This window comes from Pseudomonas sp. HP_12, assembly GCF_055283955.1.
In genome coordinates this window covers 16,183-36,987 of record NZ_JBTOQG010000027.1, presented here as the reverse complement: position 1 = coordinate 36,987, position 20,805 = coordinate 16,183, and the positions used below count along the sequence as shown (strand labels likewise).

20 protein-coding genes are annotated in these 20,805 nt (G+C 62.5%); 16 read left to right on the top strand and 4 right to left on the bottom strand.

Annotated elements, in window-relative coordinates; genetic code table 11:
- The first annotated feature begins 122 nt into the window (after positions 1-122).
- From ACYASU_RS17875 to ACYASU_RS17860, 4 genes are all read left to right on the top strand, one after another.
- On the top strand, positions 123-1,298 hold the full coding sequence (locus ACYASU_RS17875) for a TolC family outer membrane protein (protein ID WP_463583573.1): 1,176 nt from the start codon (positions 123-125) through the stop codon (positions 1,296-1,298).
- A 196-nt stretch (positions 1,299-1,494) separates the two neighbouring features.
- Positions 1,495-1,923 carry a DUF2231 domain-containing protein gene (locus ACYASU_RS17870; RefSeq protein ID WP_463583572.1) on the top strand — a complete coding sequence of 143 codons (429 nt, stop codon included), beginning with the start codon at positions 1,495-1,497 and terminating at the stop codon, positions 1,921-1,923.
- A complete protein-coding gene (locus ACYASU_RS17865; protein WP_463583571.1) occupies positions 1,920-3,212 on the top strand; it encodes a PQQ-dependent sugar dehydrogenase in 1,293 nt (430 codons plus the stop codon). The genes ACYASU_RS17870 and ACYASU_RS17865 overlap by 4 nt, the downstream gene beginning before the upstream one ends.
- A 146-nt stretch (positions 3,213-3,358) precedes the next feature.
- Entirely contained in the window at positions 3,359-3,823 is a 465-nt protein-coding gene (locus tag ACYASU_RS17860; protein WP_463583570.1) for a GNAT family N-acetyltransferase, read from the top strand.
- Positions 3,824-3,907: 84 nt separating this feature from the next.
- Here ACYASU_RS17860 and ACYASU_RS17855 read toward each other — a convergent pair whose 3' ends face one another.
- The 3 genes from ACYASU_RS17855 to ACYASU_RS17845 all read right to left on the bottom strand — a co-directional run bounded on the left by ACYASU_RS17855 (position 3,908) and on the right by ACYASU_RS17845 (position 8,269).
- On the bottom strand, positions 3,908-4,903 hold the full coding sequence (locus tag ACYASU_RS17855) for a transglycosylase SLT domain-containing protein (protein ID WP_463583569.1): 996 nt from the start codon (positions 4,901-4,903) through the stop codon (positions 3,908-3,910).
- Between the two features lie 30 nt (positions 4,904-4,933).
- Positions 4,934-7,342, bottom strand: a complete 2,409-nt coding sequence (locus ACYASU_RS17850; RefSeq protein WP_463583568.1) for a type III effector HrpK domain-containing protein — start codon at positions 7,340-7,342, stop codon at positions 4,934-4,936.
- A gap of 375 nt (positions 7,343-7,717) precedes the next feature.
- Positions 7,718-8,269 (bottom strand): RNA polymerase sigma factor, encoded by a 552-nt coding sequence (locus ACYASU_RS17845; RefSeq protein WP_282371966.1) that lies wholly within the window; start codon positions 8,267-8,269, stop codon positions 7,718-7,720.
- 270 nt (positions 8,270-8,539) lie between these two features.
- Here ACYASU_RS17845 and sctW point away from each other — a divergent pair, with 270 nt between their 5' ends.
- The 12 genes from sctW to sctU all read left to right on the top strand — a co-directional run bounded on the left by sctW (position 8,540) and on the right by sctU (position 19,294).
- On the top strand, positions 8,540-9,649 hold the full coding sequence (gene sctW / locus ACYASU_RS17840; RefSeq protein WP_282371967.1) for a type III secretion system gatekeeper subunit SctW: 1,110 nt from the start codon (positions 8,540-8,542) through the stop codon (positions 9,647-9,649).
- Positions 9,649-11,784, top strand: a complete 2,136-nt coding sequence (gene sctV, locus ACYASU_RS17835; RefSeq protein ID WP_463583567.1) for a type III secretion system export apparatus subunit SctV — start codon at positions 9,649-9,651, stop codon at positions 11,782-11,784. Before sctW ends, sctV begins: the two co-directional genes overlap by 1 nt.
- An 18-nt stretch (positions 11,785-11,802) precedes the next feature.
- Positions 11,803-12,789, top strand: a complete 987-nt coding sequence (gene sctD, locus ACYASU_RS17830; protein ID WP_463583566.1) for a type III secretion system inner membrane ring subunit SctD — start codon at positions 11,803-11,805, stop codon at positions 12,787-12,789.
- Complete coding sequence (locus ACYASU_RS17825) at positions 12,786-14,135, top strand: FliI/YscN family ATPase (RefSeq protein WP_463583565.1); 1,350 nt, start codon at positions 12,786-12,788, stop codon at positions 14,133-14,135. Before sctD ends, ACYASU_RS17825 begins: the two co-directional genes overlap by 4 nt.
- A 4-nt stretch (positions 14,136-14,139) precedes the next feature.
- On the top strand, positions 14,140-14,595 hold the full coding sequence (locus ACYASU_RS17820; protein WP_463583564.1) for a type III secretion protein: 456 nt from the start codon (positions 14,140-14,142) through the stop codon (positions 14,593-14,595).
- Entirely contained in the window at positions 14,592-15,149 is a 558-nt protein-coding gene (locus tag ACYASU_RS17815; RefSeq protein WP_463583563.1) for a type III secretion system HrpP C-terminal domain-containing protein, read from the top strand. Before ACYASU_RS17820 ends, ACYASU_RS17815 begins: the two co-directional genes overlap by 4 nt.
- Before the next feature lie 119 nt (positions 15,150-15,268).
- Entirely contained in the window at positions 15,269-16,036 is a 768-nt protein-coding gene (locus ACYASU_RS17810) for a type III secretion system protein (protein WP_463583574.1), read from the top strand.
- Entirely contained in the window at positions 16,026-16,502 is a 477-nt protein-coding gene (locus tag ACYASU_RS17805; RefSeq protein WP_463583562.1) for a FliM/FliN family flagellar motor switch protein, read from the top strand. Before ACYASU_RS17810 ends, ACYASU_RS17805 begins: the two co-directional genes overlap by 11 nt.
- Positions 16,499-17,152, top strand: a complete 654-nt coding sequence (gene sctR, locus ACYASU_RS17800; RefSeq protein WP_346631358.1) for a type III secretion system export apparatus subunit SctR — start codon at positions 16,499-16,501, stop codon at positions 17,150-17,152. The genes ACYASU_RS17805 and sctR overlap by 4 nt, the downstream gene beginning before the upstream one ends.
- A gap of 7 nt (positions 17,153-17,159) precedes the next feature.
- Entirely contained in the window at positions 17,160-17,426 is a 267-nt protein-coding gene (sctS, locus tag ACYASU_RS17795; protein WP_093458684.1) for a type III secretion system export apparatus subunit SctS, read from the top strand.
- Positions 17,427-18,221: a type III secretion system export apparatus subunit SctT gene (gene sctT / locus ACYASU_RS17790; protein WP_463583561.1), complete on the top strand. Its 795-nt coding sequence runs from the start codon at positions 17,427-17,429 to the stop codon at positions 18,219-18,221.
- Positions 18,218-19,294: a type III secretion system export apparatus subunit SctU gene (gene sctU, locus ACYASU_RS17785; protein ID WP_463583560.1), complete on the top strand. Its 1,077-nt coding sequence runs from the start codon at positions 18,218-18,220 to the stop codon at positions 19,292-19,294. The genes sctT and sctU overlap by 4 nt, the downstream gene beginning before the upstream one ends.
- A 1,149-nt stretch (positions 19,295-20,443) precedes the next feature.
- On the opposite strand, the gene ACYASU_RS17780 is transcribed toward sctU, so the two are convergent.
- Positions 20,444-20,803: a type III secretion protein HrpV gene (locus ACYASU_RS17780; RefSeq protein ID WP_192174800.1), complete on the bottom strand. Its 360-nt coding sequence runs from the start codon at positions 20,801-20,803 to the stop codon at positions 20,444-20,446.
- Between the last annotated feature and the right edge of the window lie 2 nt (positions 20,804-20,805).

Here is a 20,805-nt window from a genome sequence, read left to right as displayed (position 1 = left end):
GCAGCTCTTTAGGGATTTTGGGTAGCTCGCGTAACGCAGGTTTCTTTTTGGTTGGCATACATGCACCTCTTACTCATGTTATGCCCGAACACAAAATTTCTGACACCCCCCGTGCCGGGCTCTTGCCCCACGTGGCCTGGAACTACAACAAGGGACGCAACGACTCGAGGGCCACCTACAAAAGCGAGGATCGCCCCAACTCCCGCGAGGACCGTCACTACAACAGTTTCGGTTCGACGCTGAGCGTGCAGCAGCCGATCATCGACTACGAGGCCTACGCCAACTACCGCAAGGGTGTGGCACAGGCCTTGTTTGCCGACCAGGCCTTTCGAGGCAAAAGTCAGGAGTTGCTGGTGCGGGTGTTGTCCGCTTACAGCCAGGCGCTGTTCAGTCGCGATCAGATCGAGATTGCCGAGGCAAAGAAGAAGGCGTTCGAGCGGCAGTTCGAGCAAAACCGACAGATGTTCGATCAGGGCGAAGGCACCCGTACCGACATCCTGGAAGCCGAATCCCGTTACGAATTGGCCGGTGCCGAGGAAATCGAAGCGCAGAATGAGCAAGACGCAGCGTTGCGCGAGCTCGGGGCCTTGATCGGCGTGCCTGAGGTGCGCATCGACGAACTGGCGCCTCTGCGTACGCCGTTCAACTTCCTTGCGCTGACGCCCACCACGTACGAAGCGTGGAATGCCATCGCCTTGAGTGAGAACGCCGACCTCGCCTCCCAGCGCCAGCTGCTGGAAGTCGCGCATCAGGAGGTGAAACGCAACGTCGCCGGGCATCTGCCCAAGCTCAACGCTTACGCCACGGTGCGCAGCATGGAATCCGACAGCGGCAATACCTACAACCAGCGTTACGACACCAATACCATTGGCCTGGAAATCAGCCTGCCGCTGTACGCAGGTGGTGGCGTCAGCGCCTCCAGCCGCCAGGCCAGTCGTAGCCTGGAGCAAGCGGAGTATGACCTTGAGGGCAAAACCCGTGAGACGTTGATCCAGTTGCGCCGACAGTTCAACGCTTGCGCCACGGGCGTACGGAAAATCCGCGCTTACGACAAGGCGTTGGCGTCAGCGGAGGCATTGGTGGTGTCCACGCAATACAGCATCAAGGGTGGCGAGCGGGTCAACCTGGACGAACTGAATGCGCAACAACAGCTTTACAGCACCCGTCAGGACCTGGCCAAGACTCGATATGAGTACTTGATGGCCTGGATCAAGCTGCATTATTACGCCGGCACCCTGACCGGTGAGCAGTTGGCGCGGGTGGATGAGGCATTTGGCGCGGGTCGGCCGTCACGCTAAAAATCAGTGGCCATATGGGTAACGTCCGGTTCACCTCCGTGGCCACCGAATGCGCAGTTGTAACTGCATATTCGGAACGCCCAAATAACGTGAACTATGTTCCTGACCAATTGATCCCAAACGATGCGCACCCTGCGCGGCCCTGATGGGTCAGTTCATCTGCAGTGCATAAGCGTCAGTAAAATAGGGAGCCGTCGTGAACACTACCGCCCATCTTGTCTACCGAAACCCGCCAGGCCCGCTACACGCGATATTGCTGGCCGGCACCGTCCCGCTGTTTCTCGGCGCATTGCTGAGCGATATCACCTACTACCAGACCTACCAGATCCAATGGAGCAACTTCGCGTCCTGGCTTATCGCCGGGGGGCTGGTGTTCTGCGGACTCGCCGTACTGTTCGCGCTGGTCAATCTGATCCGGGCCGATCGCAAAGCCGGGCGCCCCGTGGTCTACCTCGTCTTGTTGGTGGTGACCTGGGCACTGGGGCTGGTCAACGCCTTTGAACACGCCAAGGATGCCTTCGCCACCATGCCGTCGGGCCTCATTCTCTCCGCACTGACCACGCTGCTGATTGTCGTGACGGCGTGGCTGGGACTCACCAGCGTACGTTCGGGGGAAGCACAATGAGCCACTCGATCAAACTGACCGCGATCAGCATGGCGTTGTTGTTAAGTGGCTGCGGTGACGCCGGGGATGCCACCCAGGCATTGGGGCCCGATCCAAAACTGCCGGCTGCCCAGCGCGGTCTTTTACCCAGCATGAAGATAGCCGAACCGGCGTTGTGGGGCGACCAGAAGCCCACGGTACCTGAGGGCTATAGCGTGACGGCCATCGCCGCCGACTTGCAGATTCCCCGCCAGACGCTTGTGCTGCCCAACGGCGATATCCTCGTGGCTGAAGGCCGTGGCGGAAGCGCCGCGAAGCTCAAACCCAAGGACGTGATCGCGGGGTACATCAAGGCTCAGGGCAACACAAAGGTTAAAGGCGGCAATCGCCTGACTTTGCTGCGGGATGCAGACGGTGACGGCGTCTACGAGACGAAAACGGTGTTCGCGGAAAACCTCAACGCGCCCTACGGGCTGGCGTTTGCCAACGGCAAATTGTACGTGGCCAACCAGGACGAACTGGTCCGTTTCGATTATCAAGAGGGCCAGACCAAGGCCAGCGGCCCACCGATCAAAGTCACTGACTTGCCCGCTGAAATCAACCACCACTGGACCAAGTCACTGGCTGTCAGCGACGACGGGCGCACCTTGTATGTCGGCATCGGTTCGAACAGCAACGTGACCGAGCGCGGTATGGAAGTCGAACTCGACCGGGCCAGGGTCTGGCAGCTAGATGCCGAGACCGGTGCCCACAAAGCGTACGCGACCGGCATCCGCAACCCGACGGCCTTAACCATCCAGCCGCAAACCGGAAAGTTATGGGCAGTGGTCAACGAGCGCGATGAACTGGGCCCGGACCTGGTCCCGGACTACCTGACCTCGGTTCGCGAGGGTGGATTTTACGGGTGGCCGTACAGCTATTGGGGTCAAAACGTCGATACGCGTGCCCAGCCGCAAAACCCGAAAATGGTCGCTGCCGCCATCAAACCCGACTACAGCCTCGGTTCCCACGCCGCCGCGCTTGGCGTGGATTTTTCCATCCCGGCGATGGGCGAGAAGTACGCCGAAGGGGTGTTCATTGGAGAACACGGCAGTTGGAACCGGGAAAATCCGGTGGGGTACAAAGTCGTTTTCGTACCGTTCAGCAATGGCCGTCCGAACGGTGCGCCGATTGACTTTGCAACCGGCTTTCGCGGCGCGGACGGAAAAACCCGCGGGCGGCCAGTCGGCGTGACGGTGGACCCGCGCGGTGCACTCATCATCGCCGACGACTTGGCGAATACCGTGTGGCGGGTCACTCGTAATCGATGAAGCATGAATTCCAGGCAGGGCAATCCTGCCTGGAATGCACAAAGGCGGTTACTGCTCCACTGGCGTGGATTGATTCATGGGACGTGATCGAGCGAATATCCGTCGCATCCCATTGATCTGGCATCTGGCCAACGGAGCGCAGGCTTTTGAACTCACCCACTGTTTCCCTTGAATCACCCGACCAGCCGGAAGTGATCGTCCTCATTGAAGCGCTTGATGCTTATCAGGTGCCTCTCTACCCGGCTGAGAGTCATCATGGCATCGATATAAAAGCGCTTTCTTCGAAAAATACAGGCTTCGCCGTTGCCCGCTCCAGCGATGGAGAGGCCGTGGCTTGCGGGGCGCTGGTGGTGCACGCGACTCACGGCGAGCTGAAGCGGATGTTCACCCAACCTGCCTTCCGCGGGCAGGGCCTTGCCGGCAGGATTCTGGGTGTTCTGGAAGACGAGGCTCGGAGACGAGGCTGCGGGCGAGTCATGCTTGAGACCGGGTATCTGCAACACGAAGCCATCTCGTTTTACGAGCGCAACGGGTATCAGCGTCGAGGGCCATTCGGTGATTACCAGGATGATCCCAACAGCGTGTTCATGGAAAAGGCTCTGATCTCTTAACGCCCATGTGGGTCGGTGGCACTTCACGCTGTGGAAGGAGCGCGACATCTGCGCGCCCCGCCCCCTGTGGATTCACACCAAAAATCAGGCCGGCAATTGCCCCTGACCGCTTTCGATGATTTTTGCGAAGTTCATAACGTTCTCGACGTACTTCGGATCGCCCACGCCGCCGGCATCCGCGAGGTTGCCCTTGTTGACCTTGTCCGGGCCCGAGTTGTAGGCGCGCAGCGCCGAATCCCAGTCACCGAAGGTCGCTTTCTGATCACGCATGTACAGCGCGCCTGCCATGATGTTGTCGTGGGCGTTGTTGACGTCGGCGTTGCCGAGCTCGTTGGGGTTGTCTCGCTTGAGGGCCGCAAACGTGTCGGCGTTGACCTGCATCACGCCCGCATCGGTCTTGCCGTTGACGTTGGTGGTGTCTTGGCCCAACTGGCCACGGGACTCTGCCCAGATCTGTCCGGCCAGAATGCTCGGCGGCACGCCGGTGGCCTTGGACGCATCCATGATGTCGTTGCGATAGGGTTCGAGCTGTTGTGGCAGATGCAAATCGCCTGAGCCGCTGAGAGACGTATCGTTCGACACCGCACCAGCATTGGCCGCAGGCGCTGCAGCCGCCTGAGTAGCGCCAGCACCTTCGGCACCACCGCCGGCACCTTCCGCCGCGCCAGCACCATCGCCACCGCCTGCACCCTCGGTCGCGCCGCCACCACCTCCCCCGCCGCCGGTCACTGCATTATTCTGCGCAGCGGGATTGCCGGTCTGATTGGGGTTGTTCTGCATCAACATTTGCATCAACTGGATGATCAACGCCATGAGTTGCTGGGCGATGCCGTTCTGGTCTGCGCCACTTGTGAGGGGATTAGCGGCGTTGGTCGTCGGGTCCTGATTTTGAGGGGAACCGAAGTTGACCTGGGACTGCCCGGCATGGGCAAACAGGATCGAACTGGCGTCGAGGGCCTGACCGGCGCCGCCGCCACCGCCCAGGGAATTGCTCTGGCCGGGCTTGCCGCTCAGGGAGGAGAAATCCGGGTGGGCGGCGGGATCGCTCAACGGCCGAACCTGGGAAATACCGATACTCATGATCACTTACCTCTTTCGGGTCAGGAAACATCAATGGGCTTTGGGGATGCCGAACTGATCGAGGACCGGGTCGACGTTGTGATCGAAGGCCTTCTGGGCCTTGTGTTTCTTGACGGCTTCGATGATGGCGGAGATGCCGAAGCCCAGGCTCATCGCGGCGTCGGCGATCCAGCCGATCACCGGAATGGACGCACCAATGGCAGCGCCGGCGGCCAAACCTGCTGCCTCTCCCACGACCATGCCGGCAACGCGACCGCCAACTTTCGCTGCCACCTCGCCCAGCCCCGCCCGCGCGGCGGATTTCGCCACGGCGTCATAACCGTGCTTGGCCGCAGAGAGGCCGGATTTGGTGCTGTCGTAAATGGTCTTGGCGGCATCGGTCTTGTCGCCGCGGGCGAGCATGTCTGACACCGAGGCAAAGCCTGCCACCGAGCGCAGCGCCGAAGGACCCATATTCGAGGCGACCTGTGCGGCCATCGACGGCGCGTGGTCTGTATCGCCCTTGGCGTTTTCCAGCACCTTGCGACCGCTCTTGGTGTCTTCCAGATGGTGGAAGGTCGAATCCACATAGCGCGATTGCTGGCTCTGCACGAAGGTGTCGGGCAGCACGCTGTCGTAGGCGGCCTTCTGCGCATCCGCTGTTTGCAATGCTTCTTCACCGTCGGCTTTCTTCTGATCGAGCAACTGCCGGACGGCGCCGCCTTCGCTGAAGTTGCGCACGTACGAATCCTGAATCTTGCCCTGCAGATCACGCCGCTGACCGAGTACCTGTTGCGCGGTCGGCACCTTCGCGTTGTCACCGAGCAGGTCTTTCTGCATCTGCAACTGCGCCGACAATCCGGCCAAAGCGCTGCTGTAATCGGCGTTCGGCTTGTCCTTCTTGGTGGCCTTGTCAGCCGTGTTCAGGTCCGCTTGCAGGGCCTCGCCGCTGTTGACCTTCTGCATCTGCTCGGTGACGGCTTTCTGCAACGATGGCGTGCTGGCGACCAGCGCGCGGGACTGCTGCGGTATCTGTTTGTCGAGGAAGGCTTGCACCTCAGGATCGGCCTGCAGCTGGCCGATCTTCTCGTTCAACGCCTCTTCGGTCTTGCCGGTCTTGCGCAGGTCCTGGCCTGCGACGACGCTCTGCTGGGTCTGTTGCAGCTTGATCATGACCGCGGCTTTCTGTTCGCCGCTGTAGGCCGACGGGTTGTCGAACACGTCCTTGCCCAACTTGGAAATATCGACATTGGCCACTGAGTTGAGGGTGGCGGCATCGCTGAGCACGCTGGCAAATTCGCCGCCATTGGTGGGCGCCTGCTTGCTGATCCAGTCGCTGATGTTCTTGGCGCTGAACAGCTTGTCCGGGCTGTGGGCCGCCAGCGAACGACCGCTCAGGCCGCCCTGATCGATCTGCGTGAGAAAGCCGGGTTGCGACCAGGTTTTCGCCGCCTGCTTCAGCGGTCCGGCCAGGCCCGGGTTGTCGTTCTGAATCGCCTTGAGGCCGTCGGCGCTGGTCAGGCCATCGACCTTGGTTTTGCCGTCGGCGCCCAGGGCATGCTTGGGATCGGCGGCCTTGGTCAGGGGTTCGTTGGCACGCATCAACGCGGCGCTGCGGACCATTTCCAGGGATTGAGGGTCGGCGTCCGGATGGTCTTTCTGGTAGTTGGCAATGTCCTTGTCCGCGCTGTCGGCAGCTTTTTGCATGTTTTTGGCGAAGGCCTTGAGGTCGCCGTCGGTGATCTTGCCGTCCGCTTTGCCGCCGTGCTTGCCGGTATCGACTGCCGTTTTCAGCGACGGGTTCGCGTTGATGAAGTCCATGGCCTTGGCCGCATCCGGGCCTTTTTCAGCGGCCATGCGCGCGGCGGCGAGGGGTCGATTCAGCTCTTTGGCCGCCTGCTCGCGCTGGTCCGGCGGCAGGTTGGCAACCATCGGCGCCCAACGCTCAAGCTCCTTGGGCGACGAGTATTTCGAGTCATCGAGAAACGCTGCTTCGCTGGCTTTGGGTGCTTCGGACTGAGTAGCTTCGGCGGGTTTTGCAGCCTCGACCGGCGCTGCGGGGGCAGCAGCCGTGACTGGAGCGGCAGGTTGCGGACTGGCTGCGGGAACGGCACCGGAAGCGGGTGCGTTTTGCGCGGCGGCGTCAGGGGATGACGTGGCGGATTCGGGCGACGATGGCGCCTGCCCCTTGAACAGCTGCGTGAGCTGGGTCAGCAATGAAAGCAGTTGCTGTTCGATGCTCTGAGCCTTGCCCGCAGCGCCTGTGCTGCCAAGGCTATTGCCGACAAAGGCACCGTTCGCCGGCGATGGCTGGGTCGACGCGCCGAAGCGAATAGTCGGATCGACGCCCCCCTTCAGTAACAGCGTCGGCTTGGCGTCAGTCAGCGGCAATCCCTGGGCGGCATCGGCGCCAGGAGATTGGGAAGCAGCGGCGTTGGGAGGAGTGCTTAAGATACGCATGAGTCGTCATCCGGGCGTGAAGGATGGCAACTGTGTGGCTGCTGCGCCGCGTCGGTTCCGATAAATGTTTCAGCTTGTTACTCGGACACCGAGCGGGCTGCTGCTTTTTAGTGGGACAGGCTTCAGCCGGGAAGAGGCCTGCTTGAACACCCTCAATTTTGCAGCGTGACGCCCGACGTCTTCCCGGCTAAAGCCGGTCCCACAAAGTCCGCGTTCAGCCAGTCCCACTGGATGCACGCGATGCTTTTTAGTGGGACCGGCTTCAGCCGGGAAGAGGCCCGCGTGAACACCATCCATCCTGCGGCGTGACGCCTGACGCCTTCCCGGCTGAAGCCGGTCCTACACAGTTCGCGTCCAGCCAGCCCCGCTGGATACTCAGGCAAACGGGTCCATCTGCCGCTTGAGTTGCTCCCGGGCCCGGGACAGGCGTGAGCGCACGGTACCGATCGGCACGCCGAGGGACGACGCGGTTTCCTGATAATTGCCGTCCATCTCCAGCGACACTTCGATCACCCGCTGCATGTTCGACGGCAGCGTGCCGATGGCCCTGACCACCTGCATCAACTGACGATGGCCGTCGACTTGATGGCCGATGTCGCCATGGCTGTCGGGTTCGGAGTGGGTGTGGTCTTCCCAGCTTTCCTGATACGGCTGGCGGTACATCTTGCGAAAGTGATTGCGGATCAGGTTCAGCGCAATGCCGCACAGCCAGGTCTGGGGTTTGCTTGCGTGTTGAAACTTGTGCTCGCTGCGCAGCGCTTCCAGAAAGGTGCTTTGCAGAATGTCGTCGACATCTTCCGGGTTCATGACCCGCTTCTGAATGAAGCCGCGAATCATCTTGATCTGATCACTGGTCAGGTGACGAATCCCTTGGGCAGGACGGCGCGCCGGGGAGTCCATATCGAGAATCGCAAGGTTGGAAAACATCAGGGCTCTTCCTTGTTTTGAGTGTAATAGCCCTATAGCGATATGCGTGCCATCCATGTGAATCATTTAAGTCATTGATTTTTATATACAAATAAAAATCACAAGAACGACGCTGTGCAAATCTTTGCGCGAACACGCTGTTTCTCCGACGAGATTTGGCACAGATCGGTCTGCCCCACGTCCGCGCACAAATAGATGGAACCGCATTGCGGCTGCGCTCCACTCAGGACCCATGACCAGGCCCCGAACCGAGCTATCCAGAGCCGACTTATGAAGATCGCCGCCCCCATTGCCCCACAGGCATTGCAAACACCCGCGATCGCGCCGGCAAAAATGCAGGCGCCTGCGCCCGCGCCGCTGCATGTCAATCCGCCGAACGTCAACGGCACCTCGCCGCAACAGGTCGCGCGGTTCGCCTCGGCACTGGTTCAGCAGAGCCGCAGCCTCAGCCAGCGGGAGCTGCTGGCCAGCGGCAACGCGCTGCAATCCCGGGCGGTGAAACTGGGCGAGCTGTATCAGCTGTTGATGGGCAGCCAGGACAAAGGCCTCGACGACGCCGCGCGCAACTTGCGCAAGCAGCTGCAAAACCAGAACGCGTCGAGCCTGGCGCAGATTCTGAGCTACACCGACGGCGACCCGGCCAAGGCCCATGTGATGCTGCAGGCGGCGAGAAAGCAGGCCCAGGCCGACGGTGAAATGGGCGAGCACGTGGTGCTGAGCCAGCAGCTCAAGCAACTGCGTCGCCAATACGGCAAGCGCACCCGGGCCGGCATCAACAGCGCCAAGGCGTTTTCCCGACCGACCTCGGAAAAACGCCGCGGCGCCCTGCGCAATCTGTACAGCGTGGCGGTGGCCGGGCAGCAGAACATCACCGGGCTGATCGACGCGCTGATCAACGAACAGGAAGAACCCGGCGAATTCGAGCTGAACCTGCGGGACATGCGCAGCGCCCTCGCCGACGATCTTTCATCCCTCACCCCGTCCACCTCGCCGGCGCAACTGCGCACCTTGATGCACGGCCTGAACACCGCGCGGCACGTCACCACCCTGCTGCGCAGTTGCGAGCATCTGCTGGGCCGCATGCGCAACAAGAATCCCGGGCTGCAAGTGGATGCGGCGGCCTTTCTCAAACACCTGCTGGCGCTGTCGGGCAAGGGCATGAGCCTGGGCGAAACCCTGCAGCTGACGCAACACATCGGCGGCAAGCAGCTCAAGCATCAACTGGCGTTTCTCAACGGGCTGCGGCCCATGCTGCAACAGCTGCCGATTCTGCTCTGGCGCGACCTGAAAAGCCGCCAGAACGCCTTGGGCAACCTGCTCATTCTCATGGCCGAACTGACTCGGCAGGAACAGAACCAGCTCCAGGGGGGCCTCGCCTGATGGATCGTGTCATTAACCTGCTCAATGCGATCGCGCTTGCCGCCATGCGCCGCTCGGAAATCGTCGGTGCGTTCGTGGTCATCGCCATCGTGTTCATGATGATCACCCCGCTGCCCACCGGCCTGGTGGACGTGCTGATCGCCATCAACATCTGCATTTCCTGCCTGTTGATCATGCTGGCGATGCACCTGCCGCGCCCCTTGGCGTTCTCGACCTTTCCGGCGGTGCTATTGCTGACGACGATGTTTCGTCTGGCGCTGTCGATTTCCACCACCCGCCTGATCCTGCTCAATCAGGACGCCGGGCACATCGTCGAAGCGTTCGGCCAGTTTGTGGTCGGCGGCAACCTGGCGGTGGGCCTGGTGATCTTCCTGATCCTCACGGTGGTCAACTTTCTGGTGATCACCAAGGGTTCGGAACGGGTGGCGGAAGTCGGCGCGAGGTTCACCCTCGACGCGATGCCGGGCAAGCAGATGTCCATCGACAGCGACCTGCGCGCCAACCTGATCAGCGTCCACGAAGCGCGCAAGCGGCGCGCCGAACTGGGCAAGGAAAGTCAGCTGTTCGGCGCCATGGACGGGGCCATGAAATTCGTCAACGGCGACGCCATCGCCAGCCTGATCATCGTCGCCATCAACATGATCGGCGGCATCGCCATCGGCGTGGTGCAGCACAACATGACCGCCGGCGACGCCTTGCAGGTCTATACCGTGCTGACCATCGGCGACGGCCTGATCGCGCAGATTCCGGCCCTGCTGATTTCGGTCACCTGCGGCATGATCATCACCCGCGTGCCCAGTGGTGAAAATGGCGTTGAAGCCAACATCGGCCGGGAGATCGCCGAGCAGATCACCAGCCAGCCCAAGGCGTGGATCATCGCGGCGGTGGCGATGCTCGGCTTTGCGGCGTTGCCGGGCATGCCGACGGCGGTGTTCGTGGTCATCTCGATCATCTGCGGCGTCGGCGGCCTGCTCCAGCTGCACCGCGCCAAACCCAAGGCCGAGCAGGCCCAGGCCGTGGCCGTCGCGCCGGAAATGAATGGCCGCGAGGATTTGCGCACCTTCTCCCCGAGCCGCCAGTTCGTGATGCAGTTTCACCCCAGCCAGAACCCTGCGGAGATCGAAGCGCTGGTCAGCGAAATCCGTCAGCGACGCAATCGGCTGGTCGTGCAATACGGCCTGACCCTGCCCTCGTTCATCATCGAAACCAGCGAGCTGTTGCCGCCGGACGAGTTTCGCTTTTCGGTCTACGAGGTCCCCCTGCTCCGGGCCACGCTCAGCCAGACCCACGTGGCGGTCGATGCGCGTTCAGTGGAAGGCCTGCCGGAGTCGGCCTCGCTGGAGTCAGCGGTGTACGGCAGCCTCGAGCGTGAGGAAGGTCAGTGGCTGTGGCTGCCGACCGACGCGCCGCAACTGCAGGAAGCCCACATCGAACGCATCGACGCGACCACGCTGATCATCGAGCGCATGGAACGCGCGCTGCAGTCGTGTGGCCCGCAGTTCATCGGCCTGCAGGAGACCAAAGCGATTCTCGGCTGGCTGGAATCGGAGCAGCCGGAGCTTGCCCAGGAAATGCAGCGCGTGCTGCCGCTGGCGCGCTTCTCGGCGGTGCTGCAACGCCTGGCCTCGGAGTGCGTGCCGCTACGGGCGATCCGGGTCATCGCCGAAACCCTCATCGAACACGGCCAGCACGAGCGCGAGGTCACGGTGCTCGCCGACTACGTGCGCATCGCCCTGAAATCGCAGATCTACCACCAGTATTGCGGCCCTGAGGGCTTGCTGGTCTGGGTACTGACGCCGGAAAGCGAAGGCATTCTGCGGGACGGCCTGCGCCAGACCCAGACCGAAACCTTCTTCGCGCTGGACAACGAAACCAGTCAGTTGCTGGTGCAGCAGCTGCACATCGCCTTCCCCCTGCGCACCGCCCAGCGCGCGGTGTTGCTGGTCGCCCAGGATTTGCGCAGCCCGCTGCGGACCTTGCTGCAGGAGGAGTTCTATCACGTGCCGGTGCTGTCGTTTGCCGAAATCAGCAATGCAGCGCAGGTGAAAGTGCTGGGGCGCTTCGACCTGGAAGACGACTTCGAGAGCGATCACGAAGACGACCCGCACGCGCTGGATAACGAGTACGCCGCTTGAGTGCCTGGAGAGCGTCACATGTTTGAATTACGCGTATTGACCGGCCTGCACCAGGGCGCCGCGCTGCCGCTGGTGGGTGAGCAATGGGGCATTGGCGCTGACGCCGATCAGGATCTGGCGCTGCATGATCCGGGCGTCGAACAGCTGCACTGTCGCCTGCAACGCCAGGGCGAAGGCTGGCGGCTCAACGCTGCCGACGGTTCTATCGCCGACGAGGAAGGCCACCTTCACGCCAGCACCCTGCTCAGCCCCAACACCGCCTTTGTGCTGGGTTCGGTCTGGCTGTGCGTGTCCCCGGCGCAAGACCCCTGGCCTTCCCTGCCGGCGGTGATTCCTCAGGCGAAGTCCGAGCAGACGTCCCAGGCCGAAGCGCCGGCCAGCGCGCCGCTGGAAAAGGTCGAGTCGCGCTCGCGCTTTTTCAATCGCACCACCGGCGTGGTCATCGGCGTGTTGCTGGGCATCGCCGGCAGTGCCTGGAGCCTGAGCCGCAGCGCTGCGCCTTCGTCAGACGCGATGGCAATCAGTACGCCGGCGCAGCAGCTCGCTAAACAAGAGCCCGTCAGGCCCTCGACCACGAAGGGCAAAACAACCGATCAGCCGGCGAGCAAGCGCATACGGCTGACCAGCGTCGACGACGTCAAACGCCAGCTCAACACCATGCTCAGCGAGCGTCTGCTCAGCGATGTCAGCGTGGAGCAGACCCCGGAAGGCCTGGCGTTGAGCGGCAACCTCAAGCCGGAATCGCAGTTGGTCTATCAGCGCATGCTCCAGCGTTTCAAGGACCGCTATGACACGCCGGTCGCGTTGATCGACAACGTCGCCGCCGGCACCAGTGGCCTGCCGTTCACCATCGTGCAGATCATGTCCGGGCCCCACGCCCATCTGGTCACGGCGGACGGTCGGCGGCTGTACGTCGGCGACGAGCTGGCCGGGCTGCGCCTGACCCGCATCGATGACAACCGCATCCAGTTCGACGGCGACCGCCATTACGAGGTGAGCTGGTGAACGCGGCGCTGGATCAATGGAAATCCGCCCACCGTCAGCGCCTGAAGGGCTTTTCTGCGGTGACGGTCAGCGGCCGGGTCAGTGCCGTCAGCGGCATTTTGCTGGAGTGCCAGATCCCCGCAGCCAAGGTCGGTGACCTGTGTGAAGTGAGCAAATCCGATGGCAGCACCATGCTCGCGGAAATCGTCGGTTTTACCCGGGATTGCACGCTGCTCAGTGCCCTCGGCACCCCGGACGGCATTCAGGTCGGCGCGCACATTCGGCCGCTGGGCATGGCCCACCGCATCGGCGTCGACGACCGTTTACTGGGCAGCGTGCTCGACGGTTTCGGCCGGCCGCTGCTGGGGGATTCAGAAGGCGCATTCGCCGGCCCAGGTGACCGGCGCGTCACCCTGCCGGTGATCGCCGACGCCCTGCCGCCGACCCAGCGACCACGAATCAGCAGAGCTTTGCCCACCGGCGTGCGCGCCATCGACAGCGCGATTCTGCTCGGCGAAGGCCAGCGCGTCGGCTTGTTCGCCGGGGCCGGTTGCGGCAAGACCACGCTGATGGCCGAGCTGGCGCGCAACATGGACTGCGACGTGATCGTCTTCGGCCTGATCGGCGAGCGGGGGCGTGAGCTGCGCGAGTTTCTCGACCACGAACTGGACGCCACCTTGCGCGCACGTTCGGTGCTGGTCTGCGCCACATCGGACCGATCGAGCATGGAACGGGCCCGCGCGGCGTTCACCGCCACGGCCATCGCCGAAGCCTTTCGTGAGCGCGGCCTGAAAGTGTTGTTGCTGCTCGATTCCCTGACCCGTTTCGCCCGGGCCCAGCGCGAGATCGGCATTGCCGCCGGCGAACCCCTCGGGCGCGGCGGCCTGCCGCCTTCGGTCTACACCCTGCTGCCGCGCCTGGTTGAACGGGCCGGGATGAGCGAGAAAGGCTCGATCACCGCGCTCTACACCGTGCTGATCGAACAGGATTCGATGAACGACCCGGTCGCCGACGAGGTGCGTTCGCTGCTCGACGGCCACATCGTGTTGTCGCGCAAACTGGCCGAGCGCGGGCATTACCCGGCCATCGACGTGCAGGCCAGCATCAGCCGGATCATCAGCAACGTCACCGGCCGCGAGCACCAGCAGGCGAACAACCGGTTGCGCCGTTTGATGGCGGCGTACAAGCAGGTGGAAATGCTCTTGCGCCTGGGCGAATACCAGCCCGGCAGCGACCCGGTGACCGACTGCGCGGTACGGCTGAACGAGCCAATCAATGCGTTTCTGCGCCAGGACCTGCGCGAGCCGGTGCCGCTTGAGGAAACCCTCGCCGCACTGATGCAACTCACCTCGCAACTGCCGGAGTGATGGCGTGGAAGAAGAGCTTGAAGTCGATCCGCAAACCCTCGCCATGGAACAGGTCATCAGCGTGCTTACGCCGCTGCGTCAGCATCGCCAGGCCAGCGCCGAACGGGCGCAACGGCAGGCGCAAAAAACCCTGGAGCACTTGCACGAACACCTGCAGCAGACTCGCGATTCCTACGCGCAGGAACGCCATAACCAGCGCGAACGCCGGCAGGTGCTGAGCAGCGCCCACGTCAACAAGTCGATGTCGCTGGACGACCTCGAACGCTGGCATGAGAAAGAAAACCGCATGCTCGACCGGCTCGCCTATATCCGCCAGGACATGGCCCGCCAGCAGTTGGGTATCGAGGAACAACAGCAGCGTCTGGCCGAGGCAAAAGACGTGGCGAAAGCGTCCCAACGGGCCGTGGAAAAACTTGCCTGCCTGGCCGAGGCCCTCAACGAAGAAGGTGAATCGTCATGAACAGCCCGGTGCAACACCCGCCTCGCCCGCAGCCGCAGCCCCGTGCCGAAACGTCGCGCGCGCCCTCGCCATCCCCTGCCGCGCCGGGCGACACGCGCCAGCCGTCGTCCCCTGTGCGTCGCGCCGATGCCGAACGCCTGCGCCGGCTGTGCGATGAATCCGCCTCGCCTGCCTCGTTGAGTGCTGACGGGATGTTTTTCTCCCAACTGTTGGTGCCGCCGGTGACGGAGCAGCAGAGCGAATCGGATTTCGCCGGCAGCAGCTTCAGCACGTTGTTTCCCACCGAAGGCGTGCCAACGCAGCTCATCGACGAGCTCGCCCAACGCCTGCCCCAGCAACCGGACGGCCCGTTGAGCCTGACCTTGCTGATGCCCAATCTCGGAAAGGTGCAGGTCAACGCCAACAAGCGCGACAACCAGTGGAGCATCGAACTGGGCTTCACCCGACGTGGCGCGCTGAAACGCTTGCAGCCCCATCAACGCAACTGCGAAAGCGCGCTGGAGCAGGCGCTGGGTTGTGACGTTGATCTGTCCTTTGAGGAGGCGCAGGGATGACGCCGGACATGAACTCGACTATGAATTCGGAGAGGAACTCGGGCATGAACGTGGGCACGAGCGACCTGAACACCGTAGGACCGGCTATAGCCGGGAACCCGCCATTCAGTCCGCTGAAGATGCGGGAAGTCAGCGGCGATTTTGCCGAGGCCTCGCGTCTGCTGGGCGCCGGCGTGAGCTGTAGCTACACCGCCCAGGGTCAGCGCGGCGAGCTGAGCCTGCGATCGATGCCCGACGATGCAAACCGGGATGGCTCGCCCCTCGTAGGGCCGGCTTCAGCCGGGACGCCGTCATCGCTGACCTGGTTCGACAGCGCCCTCGGCCCCTTCGCCCTGAGCGATGCCGAAGCGGTGCTGAGCCTGCTCGGCGAACTGCCGGTCACCCTCGGCGGCGAACATCAGCCGTGGTACTGGCAACTGGTGAATCAACGCATGAGTACCGAACTGGCGGAACTGCTTTGCCCTCTGCGGCCACTCAGCGATATCACTGCGCTGTCCGCCGAAGGCGAAAGCCCGAATACCGCGCCGATGACCTGCCGATTGCAACTGCGATTGGGTTCGCAGGTGTTGCACGCACAGCTCTGCGCCGACGCGCGGGTCTTGCTGCAACTGCTCGGCAGCCACCACTGGCAGCCGCACCGGCAGAACGTCGCGTCAGACTGGCCCATCCGACAGCCGCTGGTGCTGGGCGAGCTGTCGTTGAGCCTCGACCAGTTGGCGTCGCTGCAACCGGGGGACGTGCTGCTGCCGTCGTTGTGTCATTTCGACGAAGAAGGCGGCGGCCGCCTGCAACTGGCGGGTCGGCAATGGGCAGTGCAGACGGACAGCCGCGCCCAGCAGCTGTATGTACGGTTCAGCCACGAGGAAGACTTGGGACATGGTCAATGAAGAATTATACGAAGACGAGATCGAGGACCTTGCCGACGATGAGTCGACCGAGCACGCACTGAACAATGGCGCCGGCTACAGCCCTGAAACTGTCGGCCGTGGGACCGGCTTTAGCCGGGAAGCTTTTGACGACGCCGAGCATCAAACCGCCGAAAACGAGTGGCAGGATGAAACCGCCTCCGATGGCTACGCGGACGAACCTTACGAGCCTCAATCAACAGAAACCCAGGCCTCCCTCGATTCCCTTGACCAACTGCCGCTGGCCCTGACCCTGCGCTGCGGCAGCCTCGAACTGACCCTCGGCGACCTGCGCCGCATCGCGGCCGGCACCGTATTACCCGTCAACGGCGTCACGCCCGGCTTCGCCACCCTGTGCCACGGCGAGCGCGTCGTCGCGGAGGGCGAGCTGGTCAGCGTCGAGGGCCGCCTCGGTCTGCAGATCACCCGCATGGCGTCTCAAGCATGATCATGGACGGGATGAACCCGGTGATGCTGGCGCTGTTCCTCGGCGCTCTTTCGTTGATTCCGTTTCTGCTGATCGTCTGCACGGCCTTTCTCAAGATCTCCATGACCCTGCTGATTACCCGCAACGCCATCGGCGTGCAGCAAGTGCCGCCGAACATGGCGCTCTACGGCATCGCCCTGGCCGCAACCATGTTCGTCATGGCGCCGGTCGCCCACGAAATCCAGCAGCGGGTTCACGATCATCCGCTGGAGATGGGCAGCACCGAAAAACTGCAGGCCAGCGCCAACACGGTCATCGAGCCGCTTCAGCGATTCATGAGCCGCAACACTGACCCGGAAGTCGTTGCCCACCTGCTCGACAACACCCAGCGCATGTGGCCCAAGGACATGGCCGATCAGGCCAGCAAAAGCGACCTGCTGCTGGCCGTGCCCGCCTTCGTTTTGTCCGAGTTGCAGGCCGGTTTTCAGATTGGCTTTCTGATCTACATCCCGTTCATCGTCATCGACCTGATCGTCTCCAACCTGCTGCTGGCGCTGGGCATGCAGATGGTCTCGCCGATGACCATTTCGCTGCCCCTCAAACTGCTGCTGTTCGTGCTGGTGCAAGGCTGGACGCGCCTGCTCGACAGCCTTTTCTACTCGTACATGTGAGGCGGTGATGGAAGCGCTGGCGTTGTTCAAACAGGGCATGTTTCTGGTGGTGATTCTCACGGCGCCGCCGTTGGGGGTGGCCGTGCTGGTGGGCGTCATCACCTCGCTGCTGCAGGCGCTGATGCAGATCCAGGACCAGACCCTGCCCTTCGGCATCAAGCTCGCCGCCGTCGGCCTGACCCTGGCCATGACCGGGCGATGGATCGGTGTCGAACTGATCCAGTTCATCAACATGGCCTTCGACCTGATCGCCCGCTCCGGCGGCGCGCACTAGATGCCCTTCGACGCTCAGGGGCTGTTCGAACTGATGCTGGGCATGGGCCTGGCGGCCGCGCGCATCCTGCCGTGCATGATTCTGGTGCCGGCGTTCTGCTTTAAATACCTCAAGGGCCCGCTGCGTTACGCGGTGGTGCTGGTGGTGTCGATGATCCCGGCGCCGAGCATCAGCCGCGCCCTGTCGGGCATGAACGACGACTGGTTTTCCATCGGCGCGCTGCTGCTCAAAGAGGCCGTGCTCGGCACCCTCCTCGGCCTGTTGCTGTACGCGCCGTTCTGGATGTTCGCCTCGGTGGGCGCGCTGCTCGACAGCCAGCGTGGCGCCTTGAGCGGCGGCCAATTGAACCCGGCGCTGGGGCCTGACGCGACGCCGCTGGGCGAGCTGTTTCAGGAGACGTTGATCATGCTGGTGATTCTGTCCGGCGGGTTGTCGCTGATTACCCAGGTGATCTGGGACAGCTATCAGGTCTGGCCGCCCACCGCTTGGCTGCCCGGCATGACCGTCGACGGGCTGGACTTGTTTCTCGAACAACTCAACCAGACCCTCCAGCACATGATGCTCTACGCCGCGCCGTTCATTGGCTTGCTGCTGTTGATCGAGGCCGCGCTGGCGATCATCGGCCTGTACGCGCAGCAACTGAACGTGTCGATCCTGGCCATGCCGGCCAAGAGCATGGCGGGCATCGCCTTCCTGCTCATCTACCTGCCGACGCTGCTGGAACTGGGCAACGGCCAGATCATGCAGCTCGCCGATCTGAAGCATTTGCTCGGCCAACTGGTGCATGTGCCGTGAGCGAAAAAACCGAAAAGGCCACGCCCAAACAACTGCGCGACGCCCGCGAAAAAGGCCAGGTCGGGCAGAGCCAGGACCTGAGCAAACTGCTGGTGCTGCTGGTCGTCAGCGAAGTGACCTTCGGCCTGGCGGACGAAAGCGTCGCGCGCTTGCTGCACTTGATGACGCTGTCGTTTCAGGGCGTTGGCCAGCCCTTCATGCACACACTGGAGCAGGTCGCCAGCGAAGGCGCGAGCGTGTTGATCGGCTTCGTCCTGAGCAGCGTCGGCATCGCGATGTTGATGCGGCTGGTGGGCAGCTGGATACAGATCGGGTTTCTGTTCGCGCCCAAGGCGCTGAAGCTGGACTTCAACAAACTCAACCCGTTCGCCCACGCCAAGCAGATGTTCTCGGCGCAAAGCCTGACCACCTTGCTGCTCAGCATCCTGAAAGCCACGGCCATAGCGGCGACGCTGTATGTGGTGGTGAAGCCGTCGCTGGGCACGCTGATTTTGCTGTCGAGCACCGACCTGACGACGTACTGGCATGCGCTGTTGCAGGTGTTCCGGCACATTTTGCGGGCGACGCTGGGGCTGCTGTTGGTGATCGGCGCGGTGGACTTTGCGCTGCAGAAGTACTTCCACGCCAAGAAGCTGCGGATGAGCCATGAGGACATCAAGAAGGAGTACAAACAGTCAGAGGGCGACCCCCATGTGAAGGGGCATCGGCGGCAACTGGCCCATGAATTGTTGAACCAGGCGCCGACCGCACCGCCGAAGCCCGTGGAGGATGCGGACATGCTGGTGGTGAATCCGACCCACTACGCGGTGGCGCTCTATTACCGGCCCGGCACGACGCCGCTGCCGCAGATTCACTGCAAGGGTGAGGATGATGAGGCGCTGGCGTTGATTGCGCGGGCAAAAAAGGCGGGGATTCCGGTGGTGCAGAGTATCTGGTTGGCGCGGACGCTTTATAAGGTCAAGGCGGGCAAGTACATCCCGCGAACGACGCTGTTGGCGGTGGCGAATATTTATCAGATCGTGCGGCAATTGGAGGACGTTCCGGACGAGGTCATTCGCATAGACGATGACTAGGGGACTGATTTATTTACAGCGCTTCACCGTAAATTAATCTGTCCCCGGTCTGAACCTGCGGCGCGGCATATGAAGATCAAAGGCGTCTGCCTAACGGCAGACATTTCGCCTTCGGCGAGTTACTTGGAAAAGCACCCCAAGTAACCAAGGGTGCTTGCTCTCGGTTGGGCCCGACTTCGTCGGGTTCCCTCACTCCGACGACGCTCCGTGGGCCCGCGCCGAACGGACATCCATGTCCTGACGGCGCTCTCGCCGCATCCATGCGGCTCGGCCCACTGCGCGTCGTCTGCGTTCAGCCTGCACCCAAGTCGCGATTTGTGTCGTCTGGGCGTTATGTGTTTGAAGATCAAGATCAAAAGCAAATCAAAAGCTTCCCGGCTGAAGCCGGTCCTACAGTCGGAGTCAGTCCCACCGGCCACACGCGGTGCTTGCTGTTTAGTGGGACCGGCTTTAGCCGGGAAGAGGCCGGCATGGGCGCTGGCAGTTTTGCAGACCGGACTACCTCCCTGTGGGAGTGAGCTTGCTCACGAAGGCGTTTGTACATCCGCTGAGTAGTGATTGTTTGCACTGCAGCATTCGCGAGCAAGCTCGACTCCCACAGGGATGGTGTCCGATCCCGGATTTCCAACGCGGATTCAGGCCTGGGGGTGACGCGGAGCGTCACGGGATACATGCCCACGCGGAGCGTGGGAACGATCGAATGTCAGCGCCTGGACGGGCCTCTTCCCGGCTAAAGCCGGTCCCACTAAAAGCATCGCGTGCATTCAGAAAGAGTCGACGGCGACCTCGACCGTAGGACCGGCTTCAGCCGGGAAGCTTTTGATCTGCTGTTGATCTTCAACCGAGATGGGTCAAACACCGCCAATCGCGACTTTGGTGCAGGCTGAACGGAGGTCTCGCGGAGTGGGCCGAGCGGCATGGATGCCGCGAGAGCCGCCCCCCGCCATGGATGGCGGATGGCGGCGGGCCCACGGAGCGGGACCGGAGTGAAGGAACCCTGAGGAACGAAGGGCCCAACCAGGAGCAGGCACCCTTGGTTACTTGGGGTGCTTTTCCAAGTAACTCGCCGAAGGCGAAATGTCTGCCGTTAGGCAGACGCTCTTGATCCGGATTTTGCTCCAAATCTTGAAAGCGAGCCCCGCGAGCGCGCTATTGCAAAGCATCACTGAGATGCCCCAACCCCGCCAGCTCCAGCTCCTGCCGACGAATACTGTCCAGACTCACCGCCGCCCCCTGCGCATCGGGCACCGCGTGCCACACCACAAAATCCCGCTGCACATCCAGAAACAGAAAGAAATCGTTAAACAACTCCGCCTGCGAAAACCGCCGCTCCAACGCATCGCGCAACTGCTCCGGGCGCAAGGCCCGGCCCTCGATATGCAGCGCGATGCCCCAGTCCCGATGCTCACGTCGACTGACAAACGCCACACCCGTCGCCACCGGCCAGATCGCTGCACGCTCGGCGGCGACGTGGGCGTAAAACGCTGATTTTTCCGATACCCGAATCATGC